Genomic DNA, 14,908 nt, shown 5'->3' with positions numbered 1-14,908 from the left:
CTTTAAATCAATATGGTCGATATGCAGGGAATTATGATGAATTCGCCGTTCCATTTCGTGATGAATCGAATGTATTCAGGTCGCCAGCTCATGCCGAATCGTGGAGTCGTCTGGGTATCGTCTTGCGAGATCTCGGTGACCTCGTAGACTTTGTCGGCGATGATGCCGAGCGTGACGGGGTCGCCGTCGATCTCGACCTCGATCACGACGATGCGGGTGTCGGGCGTGGCTTCGATCTGCGGCATCCCGAAGCGCTCGCGCATATCGGCGAGCGGGATGATGTTGCCGCGGACATTGATCAGCCCGGGCAGATGCGGACGGGCTCCTGCGACGCGGGTCAGCGGGACCGGGTCGATGATCTCCCGGACCATCTCGGTCTCGATCGCGAAGATCTCCGGGCCGAGGCTGATCATCAGGGCTTTCATGGCGCCGCGCGAAGCGGGGCCCGGAGAGACGCCGGCCCGCATGGGGGGCGTTTGCGTCCGCATCATCACGCCGCCTCCGTCATCTTGCCCATTTCGGCCTGCGTTTGCCCCAGCCCGACGAGCTGGGCCACGTCGAGGATCAGCGCCGCCGAACCGTCGCCGAGAATGGTGGCGCCCGAGAACATCGTGACGTCGGCATGCAGCTTCGACAGCGACTTGATCACCGTCTGGTGGCTGCCGATGATCTGGTCGGCGACGAGTCCGACCCTGACCTCGCCGGTCGAGATGATGATGACCTTGGGATGTGGGTCCGGCTCGCCCACCGCGCCGAACTGCTCGCGCAGCCGCAAGAACGGGACAAGCTCTCCGCGCACGCTGAGGAAGCTGCGCGCCCTGGAGCGGTTCTCGTCGGCAAGGGTCAGCTCGATGCATTCCTCGACCGCCGAGAGCGGGATGATGTAGCGCCCCTCGCCGACCCGGATCAGCAGGCCATCGATGATGGCCAACGTCAGCGGCAGGCGCAGCGTCATGGCCGAACCATGGCCCGGGATGGTGGCCAGGTCGATCGATCCGCGCATGCCCTCGATGGTGCGCTTCACCACGTCCATGCCCACACCACGGCCGGACAGTGCCGAGACAGTCCGCGCCGTCGAGAAGCCGGGGTGAAAGAGGAGCTGATGGATGTCGTGTTCGGAGAGGCTGGCGCCGGCCTGGAGCAGTCCCTGCTCCTCTGCCTTGCCGCGGATGCGATCTGTGTCGAGGCCGCCGCCATCGTCCTGTACGGAGACCAGGACCTGGGCGCCGACATAGCGTGCGGAGAGCTCGATGCGGCCGCTCGCCGGCTTGCCGATCGCGGCACGGCGCTCGGGGCTTTCGATGCCGTGGTCGATGGCGTTGCGGATGAGGTGGACCAGCGGGTCGGCGAGGCGCTCGATCATGGTCTTGTCCATCTCGGTGTCCTCGCCGACCGTGACGAACTCGACCGGCTTGGCGAGGTCGCGCGAGAGATCGTGGACGAGACGCCGGAAACGCCCGAAGAGCGAGCCCATCGGCACCATGCGCACGCCCATGGTCGTATCGCGCAGGCCAGAGGCGAGCCTCTCGATCTCCTCGGCGATGGCCTTGATCGCAAGGTCTTCGCTGGCATGGGCCAGCTGGGACAGGCGAGCCTGGGCGATGACCAGCTCCCCGACACGGTCCATGAGTTCGTCCAGCCGTTCGGCCTGGACGCGCACGGTCGAGCTCTTGTCGTCCGCCCGGCGGTTGTATTCGATCTTCCCGGCCGCCGGCTTGTTCTTGGCTGCTGCCGAGGGGGTGGGCGTGACCAATGCGGGAGCTGCCGCCGCATCGGTGACGGCGCCGGACGCAGTCACCGTCTCCTGCGATGCGCCGGCGTCGAGCGGCGTGATCGCGAGCGTCATTTCGTCCCGAACGAACGTGAAGATGTCTTCGATCGCCTCGCGCGGGCACGGAGCACTCAGTGCGACCCGCCAGCGGATGAAGCAGCCTTCCGGATCCAGCGCAGCAAGATCGGGCACATCGTCGAGATGGGCGGTGACCGAGCAGGGGCCGAGGTCGCGCAGTTCATCAAGCAGGTTGAGCGGATTGGTGCCGTTGCGCAGGACGTCCGGCAGGAAAGCGATGTCGATCAGCCAACCCGGCGCCAGATCAGGCGCGGTCGGCGCATTCGCCGCCGCCGGAGCGTCGCCGAGCCCTGCGACCAGGCGGTGCAATCCCGCTACGATAGCCTCACCGATGATCTCGTCTGTGGAGTCGGGATCCTCGATGAGGATCCGGATGTAGTCCTTGGCCGAGAGCGCGACGGTGACGATGTCATGGTTCGCCTCGATCCGGCCCTTGCGGATCAGGTCGAAGGCGGTTTCGAAATCATGGGTGAAGGCGGCAACGCGGTCGAAGCCGAACATTGCGCCGGAGCCTTTGATGGTATGCAAGGCCCTGAAGGCGGCATCGACGAGATGGCCTTCGTTTGGTCGCTGACCTAGGTCTAGCAGCACCGTCTCGAGCGTCTCGAGCAGTTCGGCGGCTTCCTGCCGAAAGATCTCTGCCGGATCGAGCTCCTGCATCAGCGCACCAGCTTGGCGACGACCGCGAGAAGCTGCTCGGGCTTGAAGGGCTTGGTGATCCAGCCCGTCGCGCCGGCAGCCTTGGCCTGTTGCTTCATCACTTCATTGGATTCGGTCGTCAGGAAGACGATCGGCACGCCGGTGAAGCTGGGCAGCGCCCGCATGCCGCGGATCATGTCCAGCCCGTTCATCACCGGCATGTTGAGATCGGTGATCACGAGGTCGAAGCGCTGCGCCTTCGCCTTGGCCAGCCCATCGGCGCCATCGCCAGCCTCGGCTACCTGATGGCCGGCGCCGCCAAGGACGAGCTTGATCATCTGCCGAATGCTTGGAGAATCATCCACCGTCAGAACGCTGGCCATAATCATCACTTTCCGGAAAGAAGGCGGGTGTTTACGCCAGTGAAACGCTGGTGCGGGCGAAGGCCGAAACAACGGCCGCGGAGGCCCCTTCGATCGTCAGCCGCAGCCCGCGCGCAGCGAAGCTGCAGCGGGCGCTGACAACGAGCTGAACGAAGGTGATGTCGGCGGCCTCGATGTTCGCGCAGTCGATCTCGGCGGGTTGGCCTGCGGCAAGCAGGTCGCGCATCCTTTCCGCGACGGCGCCTACGCCCCTGATCGAACAATCCGGCGGCATGCTGAGCCGAACCGGTGTTGCGATCGATTCCGGTATCGCCTGCGGCATACTCAGTGCTCTCCCAATGAAAACATCATCCGGATGCACATGTCTTACGAACTAGATTGATGACATATTAAGGGAGTTGCGACGAATATTATACAATTCTTTACGGTTGTTCGCCGAGCGTGTCGTGCGTGCGCTCCCGGAGTCGCAGTGGAGTAGTTGCGTAACTCCGCGTTTACCATACGCGCAATTTGGGCGTCGGAGCCGCCGGGGCTTCCCGTTTCGGTGGGCAACAGCATTCACCGTGCGCGACGAGTCTCTGACGGCAACTCGCCGAAAAGTCGGCGATACTGCGCGGCAAAATGACCGCGGTTGGCGAAGCCCCACCGGCGCGCGATCTCCTCTACCGAGCGTTGCGAATGCGGATCCTCTAGCTCGCGGCGCGCGCCGTGGAGCTTGGCGGCCTTGATGTATTCCTGCGGCGACGTCCGCAGGACCTTTCGGAAGCTCTGCTGCAACGTTCGAAGGCCAACCCCCGCCGCGTGGGCTACATCCTGGACCGTAATGTCCTCGTGAGCATGGGCGAGGATGTGGTCGACAGCTCGCCTGATCTGCAGGGGAGCATTCTGCGTGCCCCCGTGCGACATGCCCCGCGAGTAATTATGGGGAAGGTTTTCCAGCACCAGCGCGACCCAGCTCGATTGCAGGAAATCGGCGGCGCAGGGCGAGATCTCCGGAGTTCTGCCGCCCGACGATCCGGCGACGGTCGCAGCGAGAATCGCGGCAAGCACATAGCCCGTCCCCTGACGGATGTCGAAGCTGGTGGCGATCTGAAGCTGCTCATCGAGCCGGCGCCCAGCCAGTCTTTCCAAGAGCGGAACGATGTCATCGATCCGGACCTTGAACATACAGAACTCGGTTCCCGCCAAGAAGGTCACTCGCCGCGCCAAGGAGGTGTTCAACGCAACTCCGTCGCCCCTGCGACAAGTCAGGAGCCCGTCTTGGACCTCGAGGCGCACATCCCCCGATAGGACAAAGATGGCGGTGATGTTGTCCGGGCAATCGACGAAGGCTCCTTCGAGGCTCTGCGACACCCTCGACAGCATGATCGTCGTGTTGGCGATCTTGATCGATAGGAGCTTGTTGCTACCGGATCTGTCCGCGTTTTCTTCAGTTCGAAAGTGATACCCCAATATGCGTTCGTATGATAAGATCAGATCCTCGGATTCAACTGCAGGAAGGTTGATATTGATGAATGTATTATTGATAATATCCACGTATATATCCTAAATACATATCAAATATATAAATTAATGCTCGATTCAAATTTGTAATTATTGAGTATTTCGTCAGGAGCCATCCAAAATCGGCGCCTGATAATTTGTATTAAATATCGAAATTCGAGTAGTATGTGCATCACAATCCCGAGCGTGCGGGTGTATGCGCGCAGGTAAGCCTCCTCGTATTTGGCCGATTTCCGGATGCGCTCGACGAAGACGCTGTCGAGTCAGGCCCTTGCCGTGGAAGCGAATTTGATGCCGGGAGCGATCAGCAGGGCGATGAACTTACCGCCGGCAAGCCGCGGGCCTTGATGGCCCTTGACGATTCAGGCCTGCCGAAGGGGGCATATCCTCCTCGACCGTCTCGACGCGGACGGCGACATCCATGGTGATCGCCAGCTGCCAAGCCAGCCTTGGCGGCTGACCAGTCGGCGACAGCCGGCGGATCGATGAGGCCCCGCGCCATGGGGATATGGATGAGGTCGCTACGCGCGGTCCTCCGGTCCATCGCCGGTTGGCGGTTCCGAGTTGATGGTTCCTGTCCCGCGCGCGGCCTCGCGCATTGCGCCTCCAAATGCGAAGACGCGGCTTGCGCGACAGAACCATGTTCCTTTGCGTTGCCCTGGACGACACCTCTTGGCAGACCTGCGCATACGCAGAAAAAGCGCCTGTGACGGCGCGTCAAAATTTACCATTCCTGCGAATAGTCCGGGATGTTTAACGCCTCTCGGTGTCTTGCTGGCTATAGTCCGAGTCGCGCTGATAGACTTGGAAATAACTCGGCATGTGTGGTTTTGGCGGCTATTTCGGGACCGTCCCGGATGGAAGGACGCTCCTCGAGAGGATGACGGCCGCCATTGCGCATCGCGGCCCCGACGAGCAGGGGTTCTTCACTGCAAAAGCAGCCGGCCTCGGCCATGCGCGGCTGTCCGTCGTCGGGCTGGGCGATGGCCAGCAGCCCATGTCCGACGCAACGGGCCAACTGACGATCGCCTTCAACGGCGAGATCTTCAACTATGTGGAACTGCGCGAGCAGCTTCGCGCCAAAGGCCGCCAGTTCCGGACAACCAGCGATACCGAAGTGATCCTGCATCTCTATGACGAGATGGGGGAGGATTGCGTCTCCATGCTCAATGGCGATTTCGCCTTTGCGATATGGGACGGCCGCCGCCGCCGCATGGTTCTGGCGCGCGACCGCATGGGAGTCCGGCCGCTCTTCTATACCCGGCGCGGCGAGCGCCTCTACTTCGCCTCGGAGGTCAAGGCGCTGCTCCAGGTCCCGGGTGTCGTGGCGGAACTCGATCCGGTCGCGCTCGACCAGATCTTTACGCTCTGGGCCCCGATCGCGCCACGCACGGCCTTCCGCGACATCTACGAACTCGAACCCGCAAGCCTGATGATCGTGCAGGAGGGCAGCGTCTCGACGCGGCCCTATTGGAGTCTGGCCTATCCGGACCGGGACGCGCCGTCCCGGCATCGGGACGAGCGCGCCGTGGCCGAGGAACTGCGCGCCCTGCTGACGGAGGCGACGCGTATCCGCATGCGCGCCGATGTGCCGGTCGGCTCCTATCTCTCGGGCGGCCTCGATTCCTCCATCACATCGGCGTTGGCGGCGGGCAGGGCGCCGGGGGGCCTCAGAACCTTCTCGGTCACCTTCGACAGCGCCGAACATGACGAGAGCGCCTTCCAGCTCGAGATGGCCCGCGCGCTCGGCACGCATCATAGCGCCGTCGCCTGTGGCGAAGGCGACATCGCCGCCGTGTTTCCCGACGTCATCCGCTTCACCGAGCGCCCAATCCTCAGGACCGCCCCCGCGCCGCTCTACAAGCTCTCGCACCTCGTACGGGAATCCGGCCTGAAAGTGGTGCTGACCGGCGAAGGCGCCGATGAGATCTTTGCCGGCTACGACATTTTCAAGGAGGCCCGGGTTCGTCGCTTCTGCGCCAGGCAGCCCGGCTCCCGCATGCGGCCGCATCTGTTCCGCAAGCTCTACCCCTATCTGCCGGGGCTGAGGCAGCAATCGGCCGAATATCTGGCATCCTTCTTCGGGGCGGGCGGCACGGGGCTCGACGACCCGCTGTTCTCCCATCGCGCGCGGCTCGACGGCACGGCGGCGACGAAACTGTTCTTCTCGGGCGACCTGCGTGCGACATTGTCGGGATATGATGCGGCCGAGGACCTCGCCGCGCGGCTGCCCGAGGCTTTCGCCCGCTGGCACCCCCTGCACCAGGCGCAATATCTGGAAGCCCGCTTCCTTCTGCCCGGCTATATCCTGTCGAGCCAGGGCGACCGCATGGCGATGGCCCATGGCATCGAGGGCCGCTTTCCCTTCCTTGACCATCGTCTGGTCGAGTTCGCTGCCGGCCTTCCTCCCGAGATGAAGCTGAAGGGGCTCGTGGAGAAGCATATTCTTCGGGAAGCGACCAAGGATCTGCTGCCGCCTGCGATCGGCAGGCGACCCAAGCAACCCTATCGTGCACCGGACAGCCAATCCTTCGTCGGGGCGGGGGCGAGAGACTATGTCCGGACGGCGCTGAGCGAAGCCGAGATCGGCGCCGGCGGGCTCTTCAATCCGAAGGCGGTGGCAAAGCTGCATGAGAAATGCAGTCGCCACCCGGCCTCCGGCTTTCGCGACAATGCGGCCTTCGTCGGCATCCTGTCGACGCAACTCTGGCTGAAGGCCTTCACCGGCACAGGCAGCTGCAGCGCCAAGGCGGCCTGACACCATCCAAGAGAGGGAAAGACATGACAGATACGATCCGAGACGCCGTGAAGGCCTTTGTCATCGAGAACTTTTTGTTCGGCGACACCACCCACGCCATCGCCGATACGGACTCGCTCATCGAGAACGGCATCATCGACTCGACCGGCGTTCTGGAACTCGTGGCCTTTATCGAGGACCGTTACCAGATCACCGTCGCGGACGCCGATATCGTGCCGGCCAATCTCGATTCACTGGCGCGCATCACGGCCTTCATCGCATTGAAGACCGCATCGCTCGTCACGGCCTGACGGCTAGCAGCACAGGTCTTGGGTTCATGCGGGTCGAGCAATTCCTCATCACAAGCGCGGCCGCGCATGGCGCGAAGACGGCGCTCGTCACCGACCGGAAGCGGTTGCGCTATGACGAGCTGGACGACCTGTCGAACCGGCTCGCGGCTGCTCTCGCCGCGAATGGCGTGCAGCGCGGCGACCGCGTTCTCGTCTTCATGGATAATTGCTGGGAAGCCGTCGTCTCGATCTTCGCGGTTCTCAAGACGGGCGCGACCTTCAGCCCGATCAACGCCTCCACCAAGGTCGACAAGCTTGCTTATGTCATCGGCGATTGCGAGGCTGCGGCGATCCTGACCCAGGCGAAGCTGATGCCCGTCGTGACGCAGGCGCTTGCGTTGTCGGACGGACCGCTTTTCGTTGCGTCGACGCAGGCGCCATCGGGCCTTACGCCGGATGGCGCCGCCTCCTTCGAGGATTGTCTCGACGTCGCGCCCGGGTCCGTCAGTCATGGCGGGATCGACATCGACCTCGCCATGCTGATCTACACTTCGGGCTCCACCGGCCGCCCGAAGGGCGTGATGATGACGCATCGCAATATCGATGCTGCCGCGGAGTCGATCACCACCTATCTGCGCAACACCCCCGACGATGTCATCCTCAACGTCCTGCCCCTGGCTTTCGACTACGGCCTCTACCAGTTGCTGATGGCGATGCGGCTCGGCGCGACCCTCGTCCTCGAGAAATCCTTTGCCTTCCCGCAGGCGATTTTCGAGCGCATCCGCGCTGAGCAGGTCACCGGCTTCCCGCTCGTGCCGACGATGGCGGCGCTGATCCTGCAGATGCGCGATCTCGAACCGGGCTTCCTGCCGAGTTTGCGCTATATCTCGAACACCGCCGCGGCCCTGCCGCCCCCGCACATTGCCCGCCTGCGCGAACTCTTCCCCGGCGTGCGGATCTATTCCATGTATGGCCTGACCGAGTGCAAGCGTTGCACCTATCTGCCGCCGGAGGAACTGAACCGGCGGCCGGGTTCCGTCGGCATCGCCATCCCCAACACGGAAGCGATCGTCGTCGACGATGAGGGCAACCGCGTGCCGCCCGGCGTGGCGGGGGAGCTGGTCATCCGTGGCCCGCATGTCATGCAGGGCTATTGGCGCAACGAAGTCGCGACTGCGCAGATGCTGCGCTCTGGTCCGCATCCCTGGGAGAAGCGCCTCCATACCGGCGACCTGTTTCGGACGGATGAGGAAGGCTTCCTCTATTTCGTCGGCCGCAAGGACGACATCATCAAGACGCGCGGCGAAAAGGTCGCCCCGAAGGAAGTCGAAGCGGTGCTGCATGCGCATCCCGGCATCGCGGAAGCCGTGGTGACCGGCGTGCCGGACCCGGTGCTTGGCCACGCCATCGCCGCCGTCGTCGTTCTCTCGGACGAGACCCTGAGCGAACGGGACATCATCCGCCACTGCGCCGCTCATCTCGAGGATTTCATGGTGCCGAAGCTCATCGAATTCCGCCATGAACTGCCGAAGACGGATACCGGAAAGGTCAGCCGAAGGCTGGCGGCCGAAACGCTGGGAGCGGCGGAATGAACATCTCGCCTGCCTCGAGCCGTCCTGCCTTCTCGGCTGAGACGCTGACGCTCGATGACGCCGCGGAAACCGACCGCATCGTGACCGGGCTGCGCGAGCAGTTGCGCGGCATGCGCAAGCGCGGGCTCGTACTCGGTCTTTCCGGCGGCATCGATTCCAGCGTCTCGGTCGCGCTGGCAGTGCGCGCCGTCGGCGCAAAGAACGTCTTCTGTCTGTTCATGCCGGAAAGCGACTCCGATCCCGAGAGTCTCCGCCTCGGCCGGCTGGTCGCCCAGACCTTCGGCGTCGAGGCGGTGGTGGAGGATATCGGGCCGACGCTGCAGGCGATGGGCTGCTACGAGCGGCGCGATGCCTTCATCCGCGAGCTGGTGCCCGGTTACGGGTCTGGCTGGGCCTCGAAGATCGTCATCGCCTATTCGCTCGCAGGCGACGGCTACAACATCTCCTCGCTGGTGGTTCAGGATCCCGAAGGCCGCCAGATCAAGCTGCGCATGCCGCCAGCGGTCTATCTCGGCATCGTCGCTGCGACCAACATGAAGCAGCGCACGCGCAAGCAGGTCGAATACTATCACGCCGACCGGCTGAACTTCGCCGTGCTGGGTACGCCGAACCGGCTCGAATACGACCAAGGCTTCTTCGTGAAGAACGGCGACGGCGCCGCTGACGTCAAGCCGATCGCGCATCTCTACAAGAGCCAGGTCTATGCGCTCGCCGCCCATCTCGGCATTCCCGAGGAGATCCGCCGGCGACCGCCGACGACCGACACCTATTCCCTCGCGCAGACGCAGGAGGAGTTCTACTTCTCCCTGCCCTATGACCGCATGGATCTTTGCCTCTTCGGCCTCAACAACGGCATCTCGGCCGCAGAAGTCGGCGCCGCCGCGAAGCTGACGGCGGTCGAGGTCGAGCGGGTCTGGGCCGATATCGCGGCCAAGCGCAGGGCGACGCGCTATCTCCACCTTGGCCCGCAACTCGTCCGCCCTGTCGCGGAAATCGCCGGCTGAGACCGGCGCCGCGGTTGGGCCTATCGGCGTCGTTGCGGAGCGCGGCGATCGACCAGGCGCCGGCTATTCGAACGGCTCCCCGGCCAGGCGATTCCAGTGTTCACCGGCCAGCCCGTTGAAGAAGCCCTGCGCGTTCACGAATGCGTTCACCAACTCCTCGTCGCGCGAATGCACGACGGTCGAGGCGGGTTGGGTGAAGGCAACACGCCGACCCAGCATCGCGGCCAGCAGGGCGGGCTGCGTCCGGCCGCGCAGACCGGCAGCGCCGCGCTGCGCCGCATGGCCGATCAGGCAGTCGATAACGGAACCAGCCTGCCCCGGCACAGCCAGAACCTGCAGGACGCGCGCGACCCGGCCCGGATGGGCATGGTAGAGGAAGGCGCCGATCGGAGCCCCGTTGGCGGAGGAGACGGACGCGAAGACCGCCGCGCCATAGTCCGGCTTCTGGGACGCCTCTTCGATGATGTGTGCGAGTTGCTCCTCGCTCCAGTCGGGGCGGAGGGCGAACTGGCGCGTCAGCGGCTCTATGAGGGCCGCAAAGCCGGCCCGATCGGTTTCGGTGACCTTGAGGCCCTTGCTGGTCCAGATCTCCGGAACTCCGGTCCAACGCAGCTCATTCTCCTGCATCCGTCCGCGCAGGTAGCGATCGAGCCCGCGCGCGAGCGGGTCGAACAAGCGGGCGGCGCCGATCCGTCTCGACGCCAGGTCGAGCACGAAGGCGGAGGGCCGGATCACCCGGAGCCAGTCCAGGCTGTATTGGGGCAGGGCGACACCGCGCAGTCTCGTCCACATCTGCGTCGACAGGGCGTTCGCGGTCTCGCTGAACGAGATGTCCTGCGGCCCGGCCAGGAACGTTCTGAGCAACCTTGCGCCGGCCATCGGGTCGTTCGCCCGCGGCTCGACCATCAGCGAGCCACAGATGGCGGCACGCAGCTTGCGAGGGCCATGGCTCATCGGCAGCACATTCACGCCGACAAAGCCGGAGATGTCACCTTCGCTCGCAACATGGACAAGCGACGCGATATCCGGATCGCACAGCGGAGCTTCGAGATACAGCCGGCGCAGATAGGCTTCGAGCGCCGGCGGAGGCGGTTTCCTGTCGTCCCGGAAGGTTCTTTGAAAGAGCCCGGCGACAGCCGGAATATCTGCGACCTGCAGGGGGCGAACCTGGCTCATGCTCAACCAGCCGAGGATGCGGTCGCGGGCGCGCCGTTCCGCAGTTTGCGAGCAAGCGCGACGCGCGGCATTCCGTCTTCGTCCGCGGCGAATGTCACGGGCTCATAGGCTTTGGTTCTGGTTATCAGCGCCGTGACCTGGCGGTCCTGCCCCTGCCCGAACTCGAACAGCAGCCAGCCGTCCGGCTTAAGGAAATCGACTGCGTCCCGGATCAGCCGCTGATGGATCGAGATGCCATAAGGCCCCCCGTCGAAGGCCTCGCGCGGCTCGGCTTCCAGCAGATGAGCGCTCTCGCCTTCGAGGCGTGCGGTCGAGATATAAGGCGGGTTGCAGACGATCATGTCGGCCGCGCCGGCAAGCCCGTCCTCTGCCAGGGCGCCGAACAGATCGCCTTGCCGGATGGTGACACGGTCCTGAACGGCCAAGCGCTCGGCATTGCTCCGGGCCAGCGCAACCGTGCTGTCGGTCATGTCCGCCGCCCAGACACGGGCCGATGGAACTCCGGCTGCGATTGCCAAAGCAAGGTTGCCCGAGCCGCAGCACATGTCGATCACCGTGGAACCCGGAGCGCGATCGTGAAGGATCGCGATCGCGCGCCTTCCGAGCAGCTCGGTTTCCTGACGCGGCACGAGAACGCCAGGAGCAAGTTCCAGCGTCACGCTCATGAAACGATGCAGGCGAGGCTCGAAGCCGCCGGGTGGGGCAGATTCTTTGGGCGGCACGGCGGCTCCTCCGTCACTGGACGGGAATACATGCATGATGAACTATCGCGCTCCGGTAAACGGCCGCTGAAAAACCGCGACTGCTCGATTTGCCGAGCGGAAGGGCTTCTTCCGACGGACCGACCCAAGGACCTGGAGCGTTTGATACGGACGGGGATCGCCGCGCCCCGCACTGCCCAAATCAGCTGCCGCGCAAGATCGGACCCGATGCCATTGTCAGGGAGGTCGCGAGCCAGAGCGTTCTGGGCCTATCGCGATGAGCGCTTGATATCCGGATAAGGTTCAAGCTGGCTCAGGAGCATTTTGCCGGACCTGGAGATCTGGCGCAGGCGTCTTGCATTCACGAAGGCCTCAAAGCTCCGGATCGGAAGTGCCTCGCTGAAATAGTAGCCTTGAGCCACGTCGGCACCTTCCTTCATCATGAAGGCCAGATCCTCCACCTGCTCGATGCCCTCGACAATGGTGCCGAAGCCCAGCGAGCGCGACAACGACAGAATCGTCCGGACGATCACCTGCTGTTCGACGCTCGCTCGCGCACCCTGAACCAGCGAACGATCGATCTTGAGCGTATCGAACTTCAGGCGGGCGAGCATCGAGAGATTGGAGTAGCCGGTTCCGAAATCGTCGATCGAGAAGCGGACGCCAAGCGCCCGCAATTGCCTCAGCTGTCTTTGAACAACGTCCGAAGCACGCATGGCCACGGACTCGGTCACCTCCAACTCGAGGCGCGAGGGCGGCACACCTGCCTTCAGGAGGCAGTTCTCCACCGAGATGGCAAAAGTCGGATCTTCCAGTTGCAGGACCGAGACATTGACCGAGATTCTGATCTCGCCCGCTTGGCGAAGCTCCTCTATCGCCCGCGCGAGGACAAATTGGCCGAGATCGGCGATCAAGCCTGCTTCTTCCGCGACGCTGATGAACTTTCCGGGAGGAATGGCGCCCCGCGAGGGATGCGCCCAACGCACCAGAGCCTCGGCCCCCACAACTCCGTTGTCGGCCAGAGAGATCATCGGCTGGTAGAAGACATCGAGCGAGCCGTCCCGCAATGCGGTTCGCAGGTCCTGCTCGAGCGCTCTCCGCTCATGCATGAGCTCCGCCGCTTCCGCGGTGAAGAACGCGAAAGAGTTCCGCCCCTTCCGTTTGGCTTCGTACATCGCAACATCGGCGTTGACGAGAAGTTCGTCATATCTGACGCCGTCCCGGCCGGAGATCGCAATTCCGATACTTGCTCCGATCGTCATATGGGTGCGATCGATGACGTAATTCTCGCTCAATCTCTGGATCAGAGCTTCTGCACAAGCACGGAGGCCATCAACGGTCAGCGGCCCGCTCAGAATGATCAGGAACTCGTCACCGCTCAAGCGCCCGGCCGAGAAATGACGGAAGTCTCCAGCCTCCTGCCGCTCCTCGAAGAACTGCTTGAGGCGAGAGGCCAACTGCCGAAGCAGAACGTCGCCTGTCTTGTGGCCGAACGTGTCGTTGATCGATTTGAAGCGGTCGACGTCGATGAAGAAGAAGGCCACGACATCCTTGCCGCTCAGCAAGGTGCTCATCCCCTCGATGCGGATCTTCTCCCGGTTGGCGAGCTCCGTCATCTGGTCGAAGAAGGCGAGCTGCCGGATGCGGCCAAGGCTCTCGCGAAGGTTCGAGAGCATCACTTCGAAGGCTTGCCCGAGGCTGCGCACCTCGCCGATACCGGATGCGTTGAACGGGATATCGAGGTCGCCGCGCGCCACCGACGTCGCGGCGGACGCCAATTGAGGCAGACCGCGGGTGGCGCGCTTGACGCTGATCAAGACCACCAGCACCAGCACGCCGAGCGCGCCAGCAGCAAGAAACAGGAACCATCGAAACAGGGTGCCGGCCTGGCGCTCGCTGATGCGCTGCAGTTCATTCTGCGTTTCCTCGACCTGCGCGGCATCGACATGGACGCAGACCAGAAGGCCGAGTTGATCGGGGACGCAACGCGCCACGCGCCCGCTCCCGTCCATCGTGAGCAGACCATCCGGTGTTTGCGAAGCCGCTGGCTTGAGGCCGACCGGCGGCTCACCGCCGGCGGAGATGATCTTGTCGCTATCCACGACAGCGACCCCGGCCTGTACAATTCCGGCGAAGAGCTCGAGAGTTTTCTCCGAAGGGGCGAGCGTTCTCAGACCCACCAGCGCTCCCGCCACATCGCCGAAGTCGTCAAAGACGGGTTCGATCGCGAGATGTGCGATGGTTCGGCCTTGCGGGAGCCCTACCGCGGCATTGAAGCTTTCCGACACCCGGTACGTTGCGTGATGAGACCATCGGACCAGGCGGCGATTGTCCTTGAAGATCGAAGTGATGGCCTCCTTGACGCCAAGTGCCGAGAGAGCTTCCGAAGCGGCGAGCAGGTCTGACACGCGGCTGCCGCCGATGACGGAGCCGGTCGCATCGGCGACGAGCAAAGCGTCGAGTTCGCCGGTGACGCTGGCGGGAGCCAGCAACTCCTGAATGGCCACATGATTGGCGGAATCGACTGCCTTCACGATGTCGAGCCGCTGGGCGAGATACCGCGTTTGCCGACTCGCTTCGCCGAGCAGGACCGAGACGCGTGCCTGGGCGAGCAAGGCTTCGGCGTCGAGCCTGCGCGCGATCTGCTGACGGGACAGCTGTGCCAGCGCATGCGCCTGCTCGACGGCATCCTCACTGAGGCGCAACAGGGCAACGAGCCCAACGACGGCAAAGGTTACGGCTCCCGTCACCATGACCACGAAGGCAAGATGCGTTCCGATATGAGCCGTCGAAATCCAATCACGCCAAGCTGAGCGCAGGCGCCACCTCCGGGCGCCCATGGACCTTAATACATGGCGCAGGGAACGCCCATCCGTGCGGCCAGGTTTATCGATCTGCCTGGCGCTGGCCTGATCCTGCGGCACGAAGCCCACTCCACGACGGAAATTTTTCGTCCATCCTGGCAGCAACCATTGAAGCTTACGTAAATTCAAAACTAGAAGAAAAATCCTATCATTTTTACGTTTTCGGTTAG

General features: G+C 63.6%; 12 protein-coding genes. 4 read left to right on the top strand and 8 right to left on the bottom strand.

Annotated features, from left to right (window positions below; genetic code table 11):
- Positions 1-2: 2 nt before the first annotated feature.
- The 5 genes from AB4Z10_RS03635 to AB4Z10_RS03615 form a co-directional block, all read right to left on the bottom strand.
- The gene (locus tag AB4Z10_RS03635) at positions 3-413 is read right to left on the bottom strand and encodes a chemotaxis protein CheW (RefSeq protein ID WP_441469015.1); all 411 of its coding nucleotides are present in this window, start codon (positions 411-413) and stop codon (positions 3-5) included.
- Positions 414-490: 77 nt separating this feature from the next.
- Entirely contained in the window at positions 491-2,509 is a 2,019-nt protein-coding gene (locus AB4Z10_RS03630) for a chemotaxis protein CheA (RefSeq protein WP_441469014.1), read from the bottom strand.
- On the bottom strand, positions 2,509-2,871 hold the full coding sequence (locus AB4Z10_RS03625; protein WP_441469013.1) for a response regulator: 363 nt from the start codon (positions 2,869-2,871) through the stop codon (positions 2,509-2,511). The genes AB4Z10_RS03630 and AB4Z10_RS03625 overlap by 1 nt, the downstream gene beginning before the upstream one ends.
- 31 nt (positions 2,872-2,902) lie before the next feature.
- Positions 2,903-3,145 carry an STAS domain-containing protein gene (locus AB4Z10_RS03620; protein ID WP_441469501.1) on the bottom strand — a complete coding sequence of 81 codons (243 nt, stop codon included), beginning with the start codon at positions 3,143-3,145 and terminating at the stop codon, positions 2,903-2,905.
- A gap of 284 nt (positions 3,146-3,429) precedes the next feature.
- The gene (locus AB4Z10_RS03615) at positions 3,430-4,407 is read right to left on the bottom strand and encodes an AraC family transcriptional regulator (protein WP_441469012.1); all 978 of its coding nucleotides are present in this window, start codon (positions 4,405-4,407) and stop codon (positions 3,430-3,432) included.
- A 787-nt stretch (positions 4,408-5,194) separates the two neighbouring features.
- Here AB4Z10_RS03615 and asnB point away from each other — a divergent pair.
- The 4 genes from asnB to nadE are packed head-to-tail and all read left to right on the top strand — an operon-like array spanning position 5,195 to position 9,997.
- Complete coding sequence (gene asnB, locus AB4Z10_RS03610; protein WP_441469011.1) at positions 5,195-7,132, top strand: asparagine synthase (glutamine-hydrolyzing); 1,938 nt, start codon at positions 5,195-5,197, stop codon at positions 7,130-7,132.
- A gap of 23 nt (positions 7,133-7,155) precedes the next feature.
- Positions 7,156-7,422 carry an acyl carrier protein gene (locus AB4Z10_RS03605; protein ID WP_441469010.1) on the top strand — a complete coding sequence of 89 codons (267 nt, stop codon included), beginning with the start codon at positions 7,156-7,158 and terminating at the stop codon, positions 7,420-7,422.
- Positions 7,423-7,448: 26 nt separating this feature from the next.
- Positions 7,449-8,993: a class I adenylate-forming enzyme family protein gene (locus AB4Z10_RS03600; protein ID WP_441469009.1), complete on the top strand. Its 1,545-nt coding sequence runs from the start codon at positions 7,449-7,451 to the stop codon at positions 8,991-8,993.
- Positions 8,990-9,997 carry an NAD(+) synthase gene (gene nadE / locus AB4Z10_RS03595; RefSeq protein WP_441469008.1) on the top strand — a complete coding sequence of 336 codons (1,008 nt, stop codon included), beginning with the start codon at positions 8,990-8,992 and terminating at the stop codon, positions 9,995-9,997. Before AB4Z10_RS03600 ends, nadE begins: the two co-directional genes overlap by 4 nt.
- 63 nt (positions 9,998-10,060) lie before the next feature.
- Here the strand turns inward: nadE and AB4Z10_RS03590 are convergent, their stop codons facing one another.
- The 3 genes from AB4Z10_RS03590 to AB4Z10_RS03580 all read right to left on the bottom strand — a co-directional run bounded on the left by AB4Z10_RS03590 (position 10,061) and on the right by AB4Z10_RS03580 (position 14,867).
- Positions 10,061-11,173: a hypothetical protein gene (locus tag AB4Z10_RS03590; RefSeq protein WP_441469007.1), complete on the bottom strand. Its 1,113-nt coding sequence runs from the start codon at positions 11,171-11,173 to the stop codon at positions 10,061-10,063.
- 2 nt (positions 11,174-11,175) lie between these two features.
- Positions 11,176-11,838: a N5-glutamine methyltransferase family protein gene (locus AB4Z10_RS03585; protein WP_441469500.1), complete on the bottom strand. Its 663-nt coding sequence runs from the start codon at positions 11,836-11,838 to the stop codon at positions 11,176-11,178.
- 305 nt (positions 11,839-12,143) lie between these two features.
- Positions 12,144-14,867, bottom strand: a complete 2,724-nt coding sequence (locus AB4Z10_RS03580; protein ID WP_441469006.1) for a bifunctional diguanylate cyclase/phosphodiesterase — start codon at positions 14,865-14,867, stop codon at positions 12,144-12,146.
- Between the last annotated feature and the right edge of the window lie 41 nt (positions 14,868-14,908).

This window comes from Allobosea sp. RAF48 (assembly GCF_052114025.1).
In the GTDB taxonomy this organism is placed as follows: Bacteria; Pseudomonadota; Alphaproteobacteria; order Rhizobiales; family Beijerinckiaceae; genus Allobosea.
This window is presented reverse-complemented; position numbering and strand designations above follow the sequence as displayed.

Excerpts from the sequence above, each read along its gene's own strand:
- AB4Z10_RS03635 (WP_441469015.1), bottom strand. The coding sequence starts at position 413 with ATGATCAGCCTCGGCCCGGAGATCTTCGCGATCGAGACCGAGATGGTC.
- AB4Z10_RS03630 (WP_441469014.1), bottom strand. The coding sequence starts at position 2,509 with ATGCAGGAGCTCGATCCGGCAGAGATCTTTCGGCAGGAAGCCGCCGAA.
- AB4Z10_RS03625 (WP_441469013.1), bottom strand. The coding sequence starts at position 2,871 with ATGGCCAGCGTTCTGACGGTGGATGATTCTCCAAGCATTCGGCAGATG.
- AB4Z10_RS03620 (WP_441469501.1), bottom strand. The coding sequence starts at position 3,145 with ATGCCGCCGGATTGTTCGATCAGGGGCGTAGGCGCCGTCGCGGAAAGG.
- asnB (WP_441469011.1), top strand. The coding sequence starts at position 5,195 with ATGTGTGGTTTTGGCGGCTATTTCGGGACCGTCCCGGATGGAAGGACG.
- AB4Z10_RS03605 (WP_441469010.1), top strand. The coding sequence starts at position 7,156 with ATGACAGATACGATCCGAGACGCCGTGAAGGCCTTTGTCATCGAGAAC.
- AB4Z10_RS03600 (WP_441469009.1), top strand. The coding sequence starts at position 7,449 with ATGCGGGTCGAGCAATTCCTCATCACAAGCGCGGCCGCGCATGGCGCG.
- nadE (WP_441469008.1), top strand. The coding sequence starts at position 8,990 with ATGAACATCTCGCCTGCCTCGAGCCGTCCTGCCTTCTCGGCTGAGACG.
- AB4Z10_RS03590 (WP_441469007.1), bottom strand. The coding sequence starts at position 11,173 with ATGAGCCAGGTTCGCCCCCTGCAGGTCGCAGATATTCCGGCTGTCGCC.
- AB4Z10_RS03585 (WP_441469500.1), bottom strand. The coding sequence starts at position 11,838 with ATGAGCGTGACGCTGGAACTTGCTCCTGGCGTTCTCGTGCCGCGTCAG.